19 protein-coding genes are annotated in these 16445 nt (G+C 41.1%); 5 read left to right on the forward strand and 14 right to left on the reverse strand.

Annotation, left to right across the window (positions count from 1 at the left end):
* Positions 1–14: 14 nt before the first annotated feature.
* The 3 genes from GD002_RS02655 to GD002_RS02665 all read right to left on the reverse strand — a co-directional run bounded on the left by GD002_RS02655 (position 15) and on the right by GD002_RS02665 (position 1720).
* Positions 15–455: a hypothetical protein gene (locus GD002_RS02655; RefSeq protein WP_153730778.1), complete on the reverse strand. Its 441-nt coding sequence runs from the start codon at positions 453–455 to the stop codon at positions 15–17.
* Positions 456–463: 8 nt separating this feature from the next.
* Positions 464–796: an ASCH domain-containing protein gene (locus GD002_RS02660; RefSeq protein WP_153730779.1), complete on the reverse strand. Its 333-nt coding sequence runs from the start codon at positions 794–796 to the stop codon at positions 464–466.
* 180 nt (positions 797–976) lie between these two features.
* The gene (locus GD002_RS02665) at positions 977–1720 is read right to left on the reverse strand and encodes a FixH family protein (RefSeq protein WP_153730780.1); all 744 of its coding nucleotides are present in this window, start codon (positions 1718–1720) and stop codon (positions 977–979) included.
* Positions 1721–1876: 156 nt separating this feature from the next.
* On the opposite strand from GD002_RS02665, the gene GD002_RS02670 reads away from it, so the two are divergent.
* The 4 genes from GD002_RS02670 to GD002_RS02685 all read left to right on the forward strand — a co-directional run bounded on the left by GD002_RS02670 (position 1877) and on the right by GD002_RS02685 (position 4961).
* Positions 1877–2554 (forward strand): response regulator transcription factor, encoded by a 678-nt coding sequence (locus GD002_RS02670; protein WP_153730781.1) that lies wholly within the window; start codon positions 1877–1879, stop codon positions 2552–2554.
* On the forward strand, positions 2551–3957 hold the full coding sequence (locus GD002_RS02675) for a sensor histidine kinase (protein ID WP_153730782.1): 1407 nt from the start codon (positions 2551–2553) through the stop codon (positions 3955–3957). Before GD002_RS02670 ends, GD002_RS02675 begins: the two co-directional genes overlap by 4 nt.
* Before the next feature lie 4 nt (positions 3958–3961).
* Entirely contained in the window at positions 3962–4522 is a 561-nt protein-coding gene (locus GD002_RS02680) for an SCO family protein (RefSeq protein WP_153730783.1), read from the forward strand.
* 73 nt (positions 4523–4595) lie between these two features.
* Positions 4596–4961: a hypothetical protein gene (locus tag GD002_RS02685; RefSeq protein ID WP_153730784.1), complete on the forward strand. Its 366-nt coding sequence runs from the start codon at positions 4596–4598 to the stop codon at positions 4959–4961.
* Positions 4962–4976: 15 nt separating this feature from the next.
* On the opposite strand, the gene rlmN is transcribed toward GD002_RS02685, so the two are convergent.
* The 11 genes from rlmN to hisZ form a co-directional block, all read right to left on the reverse strand.
* Positions 4977–6053: a 23S rRNA (adenine(2503)-C(2))-methyltransferase RlmN gene (rlmN, locus tag GD002_RS02690; protein WP_153730785.1), complete on the reverse strand. Its 1077-nt coding sequence runs from the start codon at positions 6051–6053 to the stop codon at positions 4977–4979.
* Positions 6054–6133: 80 nt separating this feature from the next.
* Positions 6134–6307, reverse strand: coding sequence for a hypothetical protein (locus tag GD002_RS02695; protein WP_153730786.1), 174 nt, complete (start codon positions 6305–6307; stop codon positions 6134–6136).
* A gap of 178 nt (positions 6308–6485) precedes the next feature.
* Positions 6486–7838: a cyclic 2,3-diphosphoglycerate synthase gene (locus GD002_RS02700; protein WP_153730787.1), complete on the reverse strand. Its 1353-nt coding sequence runs from the start codon at positions 7836–7838 to the stop codon at positions 6486–6488.
* Positions 7839–8411: 573 nt separating this feature from the next.
* Complete coding sequence (gene hisC, locus GD002_RS02705; RefSeq protein WP_153730788.1) at positions 8412–9473, reverse strand: histidinol-phosphate transaminase; 1062 nt, start codon at positions 9471–9473, stop codon at positions 8412–8414.
* Positions 9466–10116, reverse strand: a complete 651-nt coding sequence (hisIE, locus tag GD002_RS02710; RefSeq protein ID WP_153730789.1) for a bifunctional phosphoribosyl-AMP cyclohydrolase/phosphoribosyl-ATP diphosphatase HisIE — start codon at positions 10114–10116, stop codon at positions 9466–9468. Before hisIE ends, hisC begins: the two co-directional genes overlap by 8 nt.
* Positions 10109–10873, reverse strand: coding sequence for an imidazole glycerol phosphate synthase subunit HisF (hisF, locus tag GD002_RS02715; RefSeq protein WP_153730790.1), 765 nt, complete (start codon positions 10871–10873; stop codon positions 10109–10111). Before hisF ends, hisIE begins: the two co-directional genes overlap by 8 nt.
* Positions 10860–11585 carry a 1-(5-phosphoribosyl)-5-[(5-phosphoribosylamino)methylideneamino]imidazole-4-carboxamide isomerase gene (gene hisA / locus GD002_RS02720; RefSeq protein ID WP_153730791.1) on the reverse strand — a complete coding sequence of 242 codons (726 nt, stop codon included), beginning with the start codon at positions 11583–11585 and terminating at the stop codon, positions 10860–10862. The genes hisF and hisA overlap by 14 nt, the downstream gene beginning before the upstream one ends.
* A 99-nt stretch (positions 11586–11684) precedes the next feature.
* On the reverse strand, positions 11685–12269 hold the full coding sequence (hisB, locus tag GD002_RS02725) for an imidazoleglycerol-phosphate dehydratase HisB (protein ID WP_153730792.1): 585 nt from the start codon (positions 12267–12269) through the stop codon (positions 11685–11687).
* On the reverse strand, positions 12269–13549 hold the full coding sequence (gene hisD / locus GD002_RS02730) for a histidinol dehydrogenase (RefSeq protein ID WP_153730793.1): 1281 nt from the start codon (positions 13547–13549) through the stop codon (positions 12269–12271). Before hisD ends, hisB begins: the two co-directional genes overlap by 1 nt.
* Entirely contained in the window at positions 13546–14181 is a 636-nt protein-coding gene (hisG, locus tag GD002_RS02735; RefSeq protein ID WP_153730794.1) for an ATP phosphoribosyltransferase, read from the reverse strand. The genes hisD and hisG overlap by 4 nt, the downstream gene beginning before the upstream one ends.
* Positions 14169–15401: an ATP phosphoribosyltransferase regulatory subunit gene (hisZ, locus tag GD002_RS02740; protein WP_194841444.1), complete on the reverse strand. Its 1233-nt coding sequence runs from the start codon at positions 15399–15401 to the stop codon at positions 14169–14171. The genes hisG and hisZ overlap by 13 nt, the downstream gene beginning before the upstream one ends.
* Before the next feature lie 174 nt (positions 15402–15575).
* On the opposite strand from hisZ, the gene GD002_RS02745 reads away from it, so the two are divergent.
* A complete protein-coding gene (locus GD002_RS02745) occupies positions 15576–16370 on the forward strand; it encodes a histidinol-phosphatase HisJ family protein (protein ID WP_153730796.1) in 795 nt (264 codons plus the stop codon).
* The last annotated feature ends 75 nt before the right edge of the window (positions 16371–16445 follow it).

Raw genomic sequence — 16445 nt, forward strand, 5'->3', positions numbered from 1 at the left:
CTCATTATGTAATTTTACCAGATAGACGGTTTTTGTACCATCAACCAGAGCATAATCATGAGCAATCCAATATAAATCCAGGCAGTACGATACAATTTATTGATGATCAATTGTCTGTTATTGCCTGGTTCGTGGAATTTCTTCAGGACGGATGAAAAACCACTAGCCAAGAAGACAGCGGATAGAAGCATTATGCCTAACGTGAGGATCACCCATGAACTATGCCACGGCCATGGACCGAACAAGATTAGTAAAGCACCGGTCACAACGAGCACATGGCCAGCATGCATGACAAGTCGGATCACTACGCGTATAAATGCTAAGTAAACGTCTTCCACTTCCGCTTTGGCAGTGCGTAGCCGACGGATCAGCGGTAGCAATAGAAATAAGGGTCCTACTGCGATGACAGCCGATACTACGTGCGCAAAGACAATCGCTCCGTAATAGAGACTCATAGTTTACATCATTTCTGAACAGGGCTGTATTCGTGCACCCATACTTTCATTTGAGGAAGCCAAGGCATTTTGTCGTGAATGGAGAGCATCGTCTGTTTGTATTCTTCCACCGTATCGTGACCTTCTGATTTGGCGTCTTCATCTGTCAGTTCACCGAGTGTTTGTACATAAAGTTTGTCTATGTTAAAGTCTTTTCCTTCAAGTGTCATAATTTCACCAGGGTATGCATACACACCATTTCGTCTAGTTGCCCACTTTTTTCCTTCGAGTACTTTTTGTACATCTTCTGGAATGGTTACTAGTCTTTCAATTGAACACGTTTTTTCTGGATAGTTTGTCATGCCAACACTCCTCGATTAAATAATTTACCACTAGTAGTAGTGTAACGCTTTTGTTGATTTATTTCGAGCTTTAGATTTTGTACATGAGATTTCTTTACAAGCAACTGTCTTCTTTGCTATAAAGAAAAAGGGCTATCATAAAAATCAGATATACTGACTTTCTAAGATAGTCCTTGCAATTTATTTCACTTCAATTGTGTGTTCTTCATGCTCATGAAGCGAGTCGTCTTTAATGTGAATTTTCACTTCATACGCACCAGCCTTCGGAAAATTATAGTTCGCTGTGTATTCGCCTGGTTTAGATTCTTTTGCTTCCACCCATTGAATTTCTTTAGCTTCGTCTGAGATTTCGTAACGCACGTTTGTTTTTTCTAGAGCTTTTCCTTCTAGTTGCACATGCGTCATTAATACTGTTTCAGTTGCTGCTTTTACATCTTCAGGCTGCATAAAGTGAATGGCTAGACCTTCCGTATGGCCATGATCATGTGCTTCGCTATCTTGACCTTCCGCATGCTCTTCCTTCTTCACTTCGCCAATTTGAATTTGTTTTTCAGGCATGACATGCATTGTACGTGCAGTTACGTGAACTTGTACATGAAAAACTCCATCATGCTCAAAAGTAGTTTCTGCTGAATAAATACCTTCTTTATCATTCGTAGACGCTAAAAGGATGCTTTCGTCTTTTTTTCCTTCTTCCCATATTTCATATTCTACCTCATTCGCATCTTCTACTTTTTCATCTCCTTGCGTAACGAGTGCAGATAATGTAACAGGTTCGTTCACATTCGCATGATCAGGCACAGTCAATTCCACTTCGATCGGTTCAGGCAATTCAGCTTCCGTTGATACCTCTTCCTCTTTTCCACAAGCCGCCAACACAGCCAACATCGCCAAACCCATCGTCAAAATTACGAAACGTTTCATTTTTTCATTCTCCTATTCTTTAGTTTACCTGTTATGATTATAAAATATGATTGCGAAATTTTAATGAAGTTTTATCAACTTCCTGAAACTTCATTCAGAATTCACAACTTTTATGGAAAATTGTTTGATGAGTTATATTGAAATGAGGGAATCCTTATGAGTTATCAAATTTTAGTAATCGATGATGAACCACAAATGCGCGATTTGATTCGTATGTTTCTTGAAGATGCAGGTTACGCTGTGATTGAAGCGGGCGATGGCATCCAGGCCCTATCAATAATTCGAAAACATGATATCCATTTATGTATTGTCGACGTAATGATGCCTTATATGGATGGTTTTGCTTTTGCGGAGGAAGTAAAGCATATTTCTTCTGTTCCTCTAATCTTCCTGTCCGCCAAGGGGGATGAATGGGACAAAGTTCAGGGACTAAAGCTCGGAGGGGATGATTATATTGTCAAACCTTTCTTGCCAGGCGAGCTTGTGGCCAGAATTGAAGCCGTGTTGCGGAGGACCTATAAGCAAAATCCTAATCCGGTGGTATTACAGGTAGGACCCTTAACGATCAATGAAGATTCTTATACTGCACAGTTAGATGGGAAACTGCTGAACTTAACATTAAAAGAGTTCGGACTTCTCCTGTTGCTAACCAAACACAAAGGACGAGCCTATTCGCGCGAACAGTTGCTGGAGCTAATATGGGGCGATGATCATCAAAGTAGTGAGCGCACGATCGATACGCATATCAAGACGCTACGGCTCAAACTCGGTGATGCAGGAAAAATGATCGAAACGGTGTGGGGTATTGGTTATAAGCTTGAGGATCCTCAATGAATAACCTCAATCTCAGCAAAAAGATGTTACTGGTATTTGTAGGGAGCATCGCCTGTACGATTTTATTTTCGTTCTTTTTTATTCATTACCTATATACTGATCTCTACAAAGAGCGAATTAAAGAATCAATTATTTACCAAGGAAATCGAACTGCAGCACATTATCATTATGGCGAACTTAGCGATTCAATCATTGAAAAAATACAATGGTATAATATTGTTTCGGAATACGAAATTATTGTAGTCGATCGCCTAGACGACCTGACTTCTTACTTTCCGTATCAATTGGATTATCAGTCTCTCGTCAATGAAAGCGATCAAGAAACATTAGAAACTGGACAGCCTGTCATGAAAGAAGGCTATGTCGAGGAGTTAAATCGTGAAATCTTCGGAGGTATTTTTCCCATCAAAGGGGAAAATGGGTTGATTGGATTTATCTATATATATGTACCCCTCGCCGCCATTCAGGATGTCTTCCGTGATAGTGTGCCGATCATGCTAATTGTAGGGTCTGCTTTTTTTGCTATTCTATTCTTCATCTTGCAGCGAGTATGGCGGTCGTTATTCGAACCTTTGCAAACATTGCAGACCTATTCGGAAAAAGTATCCAAAGGTGATTATTCCAATCGTTTAGATAGCGAACGTAATGATGAAATTGGCAAGCTCTCAACCGCTTTTAATTCGATGAGTCGTTCATTGGAAGAACAAGATCAGCGTAAAAAGGAATTCACTTCGAATATAGTCCATGAATTACGGACACCACTGACCTATATTAGTGGCTATGCGCAACTGTCAAGAGACAAGATTGACCATTCCTCTGAAGAAGTGAAGCAATACTTGTCCACGATCGAGAAGGAAACGGAGCGGTTGAAAAAGCTAATCCATGACTTAGTAGAACTGAATCATTTAGAGCAAGACTTGTATACATTGGAGACTGAACCGATTGCCATTGCACAGTTGCTGCTAGATACGCTTGAGCTCTTTGATATTCGCAGGACTGAGAAAGGCCTCTATTTACAGTCGTCCCTCGATGAAGATCTTATTATACAAGGCGATCCAAAGCGTCTGCAGCAAGTCTTCTACAATACAATTGACAACGCGGTGAAATATGCGCAACAGGAAATTGCGGTACAGTTGAAAGCAAATGATTACGGGATTCAGTATCAAATTTCCAATGATGGCGTGACAATTGGAGATGAAGATTTGGCTAGAATTGGCGAACGTTTTTTCCGGACAGATAAAGCGAGGACCCGGACTACAGGCGGTTCAGGACTTGGCTTATCTATTGTCAAAGAAATTGTCAGGTTGCACCAAGGGACGTTTGAAGTATCTAACCAAGCAACGGATACAATTGTGACGATTGAACTGCCTATCTCACCAGAAATTGAGCAAAGGAGTGAATGATGGAATGAAACGGCTATTCCCCTTCGTCTTGTTGATGATTTTCTTTCTTTTCGGTTGTAGCGAGCCACTTGAGCGTGGTAAGCAAGTCCGCGAATTCTCATTCACCGACCAAAATGGCAAGCCCTTCGGCACAGAGCAATTAGCCGGAACTCCGTGGATCGCTGACTTTGTATTCACTTCTTGTAATACCATCTGTCCTACTTTGACGAGCGAAATGGCAAAGCTTCAAAAACTGATGGATGACGAGGGTATAGACGTACAATTCGTCTCCTTTTCCGTGGATTCAGAAGTGGACGATCCCGTTGCGCTAAAACTGTTTATCGATAATTTCACAGACGATGAGTCCAATTGGCATCTACTGACCGGCTATTCACAGCAAGAGCTAGAAGCATTTGCCCGTGAAGAATTTCAGACGTTTGTACTAAAACATGAATCCTCCACGCAAGTTGTACATGGCACCAACTTTTATTTACTGGATTCACAAGGATATATTATGAATGAATATAATTTTTCAAATGAAACGTATCGAGAAGAGTTACTCAAAGATTTAAAACGACTCCAATGATAGAGCCGGCAACGAATCACATGACTACCGGCTCCGATTCCGCTATACTAATGAAGGAAAGCAGGTGTACGTGTTGGATTCTCGTTATTGGAAAATTGGTTTTTTCACCGCGTTAACTTCATTTGTTTTGCTCATTTTAGGTGTTCGGACAGTCCTTGGGCATGAGCTAATCGTAAATAATTATTTAACGTTTGCGGTGTTTGGGCTGATCGTAGGCATCGTCAGTTCGTTATTACTGTTTTATCAACTACATATTGCCTTTAAATTATTTATGGTGGTACTTGTGTTGGCGTTTGCGGAGATGTTCAGAAGTTTTATTATGATGGATAATGAATTTTCCGAAGCGATTGGTATTTTGTCGTTGTTTATTATTTCATCATTCGGACTAGCAATCTCCGTGATCGTTCAATTCTTAGTAAAATTACTGCGCAAAAACTAACAGCCGGCTAGAGAATTATTCTCTGACCGGCTGTTTTTTTGTACTTTTGATTTGTTTACTACGCAATTGACCACACGCTGCGTCGATATCGGTTCCATTTTCAAGACGGACACCGCAGTTGATGCCTTTACGTTTCAATGTTTCGTAAAACGACTTGATCGCTTGCGGCTCACTGCGTTGATATTGGCCATGTTCGTCGACTGGGTTATATGGAATCAAGTTAACGTAGGCAAGGTGGCGCTTATCCGCCAATAGTCTACCCAGTTCTTCAGCCTCTTTGACGTGGTCATTGACATCACGCAATAAAATGTATTCGAATGTGATCCGACGATTCGTCGTTTCCAAATAATAATTAATCGCATCCATCAACTTTTCAATCGGGAACGCTTTGTTAATCTTCATGATTTGCGTACGCAGCTCATTATTTGGTGCGTGCAACGACACCGCTAAGTTGATTTGAATATTTTCATCCGCAAATTCTTTGATCTTTTCTGTCAATCCACTTGTTGAGACCGTGATGTGACGTGCGCCAATTGACAGGCCTTTTTGATCGTTAACGATATGAAGGAAGTTCATGAGATTCGAATAGTTATCAAACGGTTCCCCGATTCCCATGACGACGATGTGGCTGACACGCTCGCCTGCTCCTTTTTCATCAAGATGCTCTTGCACTTTCATAATTTGCCCAACGATTTCCCCTGCATCCAAGTCACGATTTTTACGCAATAAACCACTTGCGCAGAAGCTACATCCGATATTACAACCAACCTGCGTCGTAACACAAACAGAATAACCATAAGGAAATTTCATTAGCACGGTTTCGATCAAGTTGCCGTCCGTCATTTTAAAGAGAAATTTCACTGTACCGTCTTGGGATACTTGTTTGACGTTTTGTTCTAATGTCTGGATCGTGAAGTGCTCGTCCAGGAGTTCGCGTGTTTCTTTGTTAATATTTTTCATTTCATCAAATGAAAGCACGCGTTTTTTATAGAGCCAGTCCCACACTTGCGCGGCACGGAATTTCTGCTGTCCTTGTTCTATGAAGAAGTTTGTCAATTGTTCAATTGTCAAACCATATATGGATTTTTTCATTTGTATTCTAGCCTCATTTCAAAAAATGCAATCCTGTTATTATACTACAGGATTGCCCAAAAAGGAACAACCGATTCGGGTTATTGTTGCTCTTGTTTTTCAGTTCTGAGTTTCACATAAAATGCAACGAGGTTTAGAAAAGCTAGCACGACGAATAAGATCCCCATTTTAGTCTGTCCAGCAGATATTCGATCATAAGCAAAATACACCATAATAAGACCAATGACAAGATCAGTCATTTTCGATTTCAACATGTTAGTTCCCCCTTGTTTACCTATCAGTATAGCAGAAAGTTATAGGACCGCGCGAAAAAGGTTTCGCACAGCGCCAATCTAGCCCACAACCGAGCGAAACTATCATTGGAACGTGCCAATAAAAATGTACCAGCCACGAATTCTCATTCGAAACTGGTACGTTATATGTCATATAAACTTACACATTTGTTTTCTTTAATTGATGTTTTTCGATGAAATCTCCCAAGACTGTCTCTAGATTCGGGCTACCAATTTCTTCTAGATCATAATAAACACGTGTGCATGGTTTATTGATAGTAATGACCCGTGACAAATCCATTGGTGTTCCAATAATCACAGCGTCACAATCTGTAGCATTGATCGTCGCTTCAAGGTCTTTCAATTGTTGCTCACCATAACCCATCGCAGGAAGGATATTCTCGATATGTTGGTATTTATTGAATGTCGTTACCAGACTACCTACCGCAAATGGACGTGGATCGATGATTTCAGATGCGCCTAAACGTTGAGCCGCAATGACGCCTGCACCTAATTTCATTTCACCATGTGTCAGTGTAGGACCATCTTCCACGATCAGTACGCGTTTTCCTTCAATAATTTTAGGATTGTCCACAGTGATTTTAGATTCTGCTTTAATAATCGTGCTGTTTGGAGCCGCAAATTTAATATTGTTTTCAACTGTTTGGATCGCTTCCTCTGACGCACTGTCGATTTTGTTAATGATCGATACATCTGTCGTGCGTAGACACACTTCTCCTGGGTAATATTTCAACTCATGCCCTGGACGGTGCGGATCAAGTACAGTGATCGCCAAATCTGGCTCATAGAATGAAAAGTCGTTATTGCCGCCATCCCAAAGAATTACATCACAGCCATCTGGATCATTTTCAGCTGCATCTAAGATATCTTGGTAGTCTACACCTGCATAAATGATATTTCCACGATCGACGTGTGGCTCATATTCTTCCATTTCTTCAATCGTACAATTATGTTTTTTAAAGTCCTCAACCGTCGCATAACGTTGAACTCGTTGTGCAGCTAAGTCACCATATGGCATCGGGTGACGAATCGCTACCACTTTCAAGTCATGCTCAAGCAACGTTTCAATAATTTTACGAGACGTCTGGCTTTTCCCAGTTCCTGTTCTGACTGCACAAACCGAAATGACCGGCTTATTGCTTTTGATCATCGTGCTTTTCGATCCGAGCAACGTAAAGTTTGCACCAGCCGAATTAACGATCGCGCCAATTCCCATGACTGCTTCATAACTAATATCACTGTATGAGAAGACACACTCATCTACTTTTAACTCTTTGATTAGCTCCGGCAATTGCTCTTGCGAATAAATCGGAATCCCTTCCGGATAAAGCTCCCCTGCTAATTCTGCTGGATATTTACGTCCATCGATATCAGGAATTTGTGTTGCGGTAAAGGCTACCACGTTGTACTCCGACTTATTACGGTAATATGTATTAAAGTTATGGAAGTCTCTTCCGGCAGCGCCAATAATGATTATATTTTTAGTTTTCATGAATTTTTCTCTCCAATCGTGCTTCTTTTTATTATTATAAGTGATAATGCATAATAATACAATAGAGAAAGTAAAAAATACATGATTACGTATATCTTATACATAGAAAAAGTGGTTTTAATCAGCCACCTTCGTTGCCTTGACAACATTCTTAGATATGAGTAGACATTTGCATAAATAAAAAACCACTCAAATATGAATGGTTTCAGACTGTAGACAAAAGATATAGAAAGTAGTCAAGCTACCGTTGATCTACGTTCCAGACGGACGCTTTCCTGGGGGCGTGGCTTGAGCCTCCTCGTCCGCTTCGCTACTTGCGGGGTCTCAAGACGCACGCTGATCCCCAAGGAGTTGCCGCCTTCCACTACGATCAACTAGCGTATTACATTGATTTTTTAGTAGTTATTGCCTCTTCATCTGAATGATTAAAAGCGATGGTTATGTTCATATTATAGAATAAACAGTAGAGTGCTAATACAATTGTAAAATTAAAGGTTAGCATAATTTTTAGTTTTTGGAGTTTGTCTACAAGCTGAAACCACTCAAATATGAATGGTTTTTTATTAAATCTATTCATTTAATTAATTCATTTAACACGGTGAATAACATTTCCATCTGTTCTTCGGTCCCAATTGTGATCCGTAAATAATCGCTAATCCCCGCTTGATCAAAGTGACGAACGAGAATTCCACGTTCCTTTAATTGTTCATACAATGTATGTGCATCTTGATTCAACGGCTTCGCAAACAAGAAATTTGCATCAGACGGTAAGACCTCAAATCCTAGTTCACGTAAAGATTGTGCCGAACGCTCTCTCGTACGAATGATTTTCTTCGTACTTTCTGAAAAATACGCATGATCCTGAAACGCTGCGGTTGCACCTGCCATTGCGAGTCGATCAATTGGATACGAGTTAAATGAATCTTTAATACGAGTAAGTCCATCAATTAATTCAGGCTGTCCCATCGCAAATCCTACACGCAATCCAGCTAAAGCACGTGATTTGGAAGTCGTCTGAATGACAAGCAAATTATCGTAACGATCGATTAATTTCACAGCGGAAGGTCCTGCAAAGTCTATGTAGGCTTCGTCAATGATCACCATTTGGTCGGAGTTTTGCTTCAGAATTTCTTCTATTACATCAAGTGTTGCATATAGACTCGTCGGTGCATTCGGATTCGGTAGAATGACCCCACCCTCTGATTGATAAAATGCCTCTGCTGGTAAAGTGAAATCTTCCTGTAGCGGCACCTTTTCAAATGAAATATCAAAGATCTTAGAATAGACCGGATAAAAGCTGTAGCTAATCTCCGGAAACCTAATCGTTTTACCTGGTTCAAAAAATGCCATGAACGCAAACGCCAGCACTTCATCTGAACCATTGCCAACAAATACTTGTTCTTTCGTGAGTCCGTATGTTTCCGCAATGGCATGACGTAGAGGGTCTGCTGTCGGTGAAGGATATAGTTGAAGTGAATTTTCCTCTACTTGAGCTTTGATCGCTTCCAACACTTTCGGACTTGGCGGATAGGGGTTTTCATTCGTATTTAATTTGATGATATCTGGCTGGTTCAATTGCTCGCCGGGAATATATGGTTCTGTCCGTTTCGCAACTGTGCTCAGAAATCTACTCATTGCGCAACACTTCCTTTTTTGGTCGTCTTTCACGCAATACTTGCTGGACATCAGAAAGATTAACGTCGAGAATATTCATCAGAACTAGTGTGTGATAGATCAAGTCCGCGATTTCATTCGATACTTCTTCCTTGTCTGCATTTTTTGCTCCAATGACGACTTCCGTTGTTTCTTCCCCAACTTTTTTCAGTACTTTGTCAATGCCTTCTTTGAATAAATATGTCGTGTAGGAGCCTTCAACCGGATTCTTTTTGCGATCCGCGATTTCGTCCATCACTTCGTAGACGACTTCACGTAAGGATACTTCAGTCTCTGTAACTGTTTTGAAGAAGCAAGTTTTCTCTCCTGTGTGACAAGCTGGACCTAGTGGAGTTACTTGGATCAGTAACGTATCTTGGTCGCAATCTAAGGAAATACGTTTCACCTGCTGACGATTGCCGGATGTGGCACCTTTATTCCATAGTTCTTGTCTTGAGCGGCTATAAAACCATGTCTCATTCGTTTCTAAAGTCTTTTCAATCGCTTCTTTATTCATATAGGCGAGCATTAGAACTTCTCCAGTGCGATCGTCTTGCACGATCGCGGGGAGAAGGCCTTTGTCGTCAAATTTCAATGAATTGAGGTCTAGTGTCATATTAGTCATTCCTAACTGCAATATTTTCTTCTGCTAAGTAATTTTTTAAGTCGCGAATATTAATTTCATTGAAGTGAAACACGGAAGCTGCAAGTGCTGCGTCTGCTTTCCCTTCCGTCAAAACGTCTTTAAAGTGTTCAGGTTTTCCAGCACCGCCACTTGCAATGATTGGAATATTGACCGCTTCAGCCATCGCGCGATTCAATGCCAGATTATAGCCGTCCTTGACACCATCTTCATCGACACTATTGACAACCAATTCTCCAGCGCCTAGAGCTTCCATCTTTTTTGCCCATTCGATTGCATCAATGCCTGTTGCTTCCATACCACCTTTTGCATACACGGACCATTTCCCTTCGCCTTCTTGACGAACGTCCATAGAGAGCATGACTCGTTCAGAGCCGTATTTATCTGCAACTTCTTTGATCAATTCTGGATTTGTCAGTGCTGCACTATTGATGGATACTTTATTACCACCAATTGCAAACACCGTATCCACGTCCTCTAATGTACGAATTCCACCGCCAACGATGAATGGAACCGGTACTTCTTTTGCGATTTCTTCAATTAAATCTAAGAACATACCACGGTTTTTCGTCGAAGCGGAAATGTCATAGAATACGAGTTCATCGGCACCGTCTGCGACATATTTTTTTGCTAATGTTAGGGGATCTGCTACTTCCTGCACGTCTAGAAATTTCTTTCCTTTTACAACTTTACGGTTGTCTACATCTAAACACGGAATGATTTTTTTAGTTTTTGACATGACTGTCGTCCCCCAATAATTTTTCTAAAGATAATTTTCCTTCGTATAACGCTTTCCCAATAATTGCACCATACATGTCTTTAGCAGCGAGTTTCTGAATATCTTCTTCTGTCGATACACCACCTGATGCAATAATGTCGATAGAAGATGCTTCATTCATGACTTGTAATTCTTCAAAATTTGGTCCTTGTAGCATGCCGTCTTTCATGATGTCTGTGTAGACGACTGTTTTGACTCCGATTTCTGCTAAGTCTTGCAGCAAGTCGACCGCTTTGACGTCACTCGTTTCCGTCCAGCCGTCTGTAGCGACTAAGCCGTTACGTGCATCAATAGAAACTGCAATTTGATCACCATACTTTTCGACTACTTGTTTTAGGAATTCCGGATCTTGAATCGCAGCAGTTCCGATGATCACACGTGCAACACCATTTTTGATATGCGAATCAACAATATCCATCGTACGGATTCCACCACCTACTTGTACGGGAACTGTGACTGCTTTTGCGATTGCCTCGATCGCTTGTTTGTTAGCAGAGTCGCCTGTTTTCGCACCATCTAAGTCCACGACGTGAATGAATTCGGCTCCTTGACGTTGCCATTCTTTAGCCATTTCAGTTGGCGAGTCGTTATAAACGATTTCTTGCGCATAGTCACCTTGAATGAGGCGTACACATTTGCCACCTCGAATATCAATTGCTGGAAATAAAATCATCAACTAGTCCTCCTAAATGGTTAATATGATCACTATTGACATCGTCGGACTGCGATCCAAATGAGACATAGATCATGGACCACACTCTCTCCGTATTCTTTACAATGTTCCTTTAGTAGAAGGCACACCTTGGATATCCGGATTAATTGTGCTAGCTATGCGCAGAGCGCGGCCAAAGCTTTTAAATACGGATTCGATAATGTGGTGCGTGTTTTTTCCGTAGTCTAGATTGATATGTAGTGTCACTTTCGCATTGTTAGTGAAGGCGATGAAGAATTCTTCGACTAGTTCGGTGTCGAAGTTGCCTACTTTGTCTTTCATTCCATCCACATTGAAGACGAGGAATGAACGACCACTGATATCGATGGAGGCTGTAGATAATGCTTCGTCCATTGGAGTCGACACCGTTGCAAAGCGTTCGATGCCTTCTTTCGTACCTATACATCTATGGAAGGCCTGTCCGAGAACGATGCCGATGTCTTCTACGGAATGGTGCTGATCAACTTCAATGTCGCCATCACACGTGACTGTTAAATCAAAACGTCCATGCTTTGCGAAAGCTGTTAGCATGTGATCGAAGAAACCTACACCTGTCTGGATCTCTGTCTTGCCTGTACCGTCCAATGAAAAGTCCATTTCAATGGACGTTTCGCCTGTTTTACGTGATATCTGTTGTCTGCGCATTAGTATCCTGCCTTTCGTACCTTGATCGAATTGGCGTGTCCTGTCAATTGCTCGGACTCAGCAAGGATGATCACATCATCTGCAACTTCCGCCAGCGCGTTCTCGGAATAATAAATTACACTCGATTTCTTCATAAAGTCATAGACACCTAGCGGAGAAGAGAATGCCGCTGTGCCGTTTGTTGGCAAGGTATGGTTGGGTCCAGCCATATAATCCCCTAATGCTTCAGGAGAGTGCTGGCCAAGGAAAATCGCCCCAGCGTTACGGATAGAAGCCAAGTGTTCCATGGGATTGTCTATCATCAGCTCCAAGTGTTCTGGCGCCAATCGATTCACGATGTCGAATGCTTCTTGTAAAGAATCAACGACAATAATTCGACCGAATTGCTCAATAGATTGCGCTGCGATTTCCTGTCGATCCAGTTCAGCCAATTGTCGATCGATTTCTTTAGACAATTTGTCTGCGAACACCTCACTTGTCGTAACACAAACTGCTGCTGCACGTTCATCATGTTCCGCTTGCGAAAGCAAATCGGCAGCCGCATAGACTGGATTCGTCTGTTCATCCGCCACGACACAAATTTCACTCGGACCTGCGATCATATCGATTGCCACGTCTCCGAACACCCATTTCTTCGCGCGTGCTACATAAGCATTTCCTGGGCCTGTAATTTTGACAACCTTTTCAATCGTTTCTGTTCCATAAGCAAGAGCCGCAATTGCTTGTGCACCGCCTACTTTATAGATCCGATCGACACCTGCTTCTTTCGCTGCCACTAAGACGTGAGGATTGATTTTCCCATCTCGTTGAGGTGGAGTAACCATAGAAATCTGCCCGACACCCGCAATTTTCGCTGGCAAAGCGTTCATTAAGACAGTAGATGGGTATGCAGCTTTTCCACCGGGGACGTAAATTCCCACACTATCAATCGGTGTCACTTTCTGTCCTAGCATGATGCCTTCCGTTGGATTAAAGAACCAAGATTGTTCTTTTTGTGCTTCGTGATAATTTGAAATTCGCTGTTTTGCTGCTCGCAGTGCACGGTAAAATTCTGCTGTAACGGCATCTTCCGCTTCTTTTATTTCTTCTTCACTGACGATCAGTTTATCTAGCTTCACACCATCAAAGCGTTCGGTGAAGTCTAAAACAGCCGAATCACCTTCAGAACGAACACTTTCAATGATAGCTAAGACGTTACGGTCAAATTCTAAATCTGGTTGGCTTGAATCATTGCGCTGCAATAACTCTTCTCTAAATTCAGTTCCACGAATCGTTTTCATGAGCGCACCTCTAGTCCTTCTTTCATATTGTTTATAAACTGCTGAATATCCGCAGTCTTGGTTGCATAGCTCGCTTTATTAACAATCAAACGAGCACTAATATCGGCTATTTCTTGCAGTACGACGAGTCCGTTCTCTTTTAATGTAGTTCCTGTTTCCACGATATCGACAATTACATCAGACATGCCGATCAATGGTGCCAGTTCAATAGAGCCATTCAGTTTGATCATTTCAGTTCGAATCCCCTTCTTATCAAAATACTCTTTTGCGACTAGGGGATATTTGGATGCTACAGTTAAAAACGGTATATTTTCTAAAGGGGTATCGGGAAATCCTGCAACCGCCAGCTTGCATTTTCCGATACCTAAATCTAGCAATTCATAGATATCCCGCGGATCCTCCATCATGACGTCCTTACCGACGATACCGACATCAGCTGCACCTTTTTCCACATAGACCGGTACATCCACCGCTTTAACAAAAATGAGCTTGATCGTTTGTTTATCATCGTAAATGACCAACTTTCGGCTTTCATCGGTAAATTCCGAGAAACGGACATCCGACTTTTCGAGAAACTTCATCGCTCGTTCTGCCGTACGCCCTTTCGCCATGGCCACTGTTAAATAGTCCATTCAGGTACCCCTTTCTTGCTTGCAATCAAATCCAGTAGTTGCTTGAAGTCAATAAATTCCTTCGTCTCTTCCTCGTCGATTAGCTGATTTTGTGTTTCTTTTAGTTGAATTGTATAAAGGCTGTCTTGTGCCGGCAATGTATTTTTCATTGGTTTCGATAGCACACGATACTCGCGCTCTCGCAGTTCATTGGCGATATCAATTGCGTATTTCAAACGATTTTCCTCATAAAAAACTGTTACATCAATATGATAACGATTGTGTAATTCTTTATGAGCAGCTGCCTTAACTAATGATTCAATCTCACATGCAAAACCGATGGCTGGCAACGTAACACCAAACTCTTCGCTCAACGCGTCATAACGACCACCCATTAACACAGGCTTGCCAAAATTTTCAACATAACCTTGAAAAATGATTCCAGAGTAATAACCCATATGATTGATTAAACCAAGATCGATGACAATGTGCTTTTTCAAGCCGTATAGTTCTACGATTTCGTATGTCTTTTGCAAATACTCAATCGCTCGCTGTACGGATTCACTTACTTGTAAATTTTGTAGTCTTTCGAACACCATTTCTGGTGTTCCATATAATAGAGGTAATTGTTCAAGTACTTCTTTGACAATTGGATCGATCTGTAATTGCTTGAGAAACGGCCCGATTTCCACCAGATTTTTTGCTTGAATTAACGTTTTTAATTCGGCTGTCTGATCAGAAGTTAGCTGTAAATCCGCAATCAATTCTGTGAAAAATCCAGCAAAGCCGATTTCTATCTTCACATCTAAGAAACCGACATCCCGTAACGCATGACAAGCTAACATAATTGTTTCTGCATCTGTTTCAGGTGAACTTGGACAATAATACTCAATACCCGCTTGCGTTTTACCGATCTTTTCATTTTCCTGAAAGGTTTGTCTGAACACTTCCTGGACATAGTAGTAACGCATTTCTTCCTGGAGGCTACCTTGTAATTGGATAAGCTGCTGGGTTAAAGGAATTGTCACATCTGGACGTAATACTAAGACTTCCCCCGTGTAATCGATCACTTTGATCATTTCATTTTGGTTGATAGATGTGCGTACGTTCGAATATAAATCGTATTGTTCAAAAGCGGAAGTTTTAATTCGCTTATAGCCGTATGTAGTGAAACGTTTACTCAAAGTTTCAATTATTTTTTCATGCTTTTCATGTTCATTCGCTAGAATTTCAGAATACAAGACTTTTTCTACCACCTTTTGTTCAAAATACTTTACTGCTTTACTACGCTAAAGTTAAGTTTACTATAATGCTTATTTTGAAGGTTGTCAAGAGTGAAAACCTGCCTAGATGAAATATGAAATCATTGACCGCATCTGCTACAATATATATTAAAGAAAAGGAGACATGAGACTATGTTTGATTATCATATGCACAGCGAGTTTTCTGCAGACTGTGAAATTCCGATGGAAGAGATGGTCAAAACCTCCATCGCCAAAGGGTTGACCGAAATTTGTTTTACCGATCATATTGACTACGAATATCCTGATGAGACGATCAAATTTGATTTTGATAAGATAGCCTATACAGAATTGATCCAACAGCTTAATCGACAATATGATCAAAAAATCTCCATTAAAAAAGGAGTTGAGATCGGCCTCCAGCCACATTTATTGACTGAATACGAACAGTTAATGGACGAGCATCACTTCGACTTCGTTATCTGTTCCCTACATACAGTTGAAAATAAATCCCTGCACTACCGTGAACTATTCGCAGACCGTTCTGTAGAGGAAGCATTTGAAACATATTATAAAGAGTTGCTGTATTGTGTGCAGAACTTTAAACGGTACAGTGTGTTGGGTCATGCAGACTTAATCAAGCGCTACACAGAGCAGCCGCCAGCTAACGTATTCCATGATTATTTGGAACAGATTTTCACGACTATCATACCTGATGGCAAAGGGATCGAACTTAATACTTCCGGTACACGCTATGGTTTATCCCATAATATGCCAAGTAAAGATATTTTACAGCTCTACAAGCAATGTGGCGGTGAAATCATTACTCTTGGTTCCGATGCACACCGTCCGGCTGATATTGCTCATGAATTCAAAGAGTCACTCGAGCTCTTCCAGTCAGTCGGGTTTGACTATATCACAACGTTTACAAGTGGCCAGCCCGAATTCCATGCCATTTCTTCTTTATAGTATACTAGTAGTGACGAAGATCATTTCGTCACTATTTTTATTTTGTTATTTTTATGTTCGTTGTACTGTTAGTTA

It is taken from the genome of Sporosarcina obsidiansis (genome assembly GCF_009651005.1).
GTDB classification, from domain to species: domain Bacteria; phylum Bacillota; class Bacilli; order Bacillales_A; family Planococcaceae; genus Sporosarcina; species Sporosarcina obsidiansis.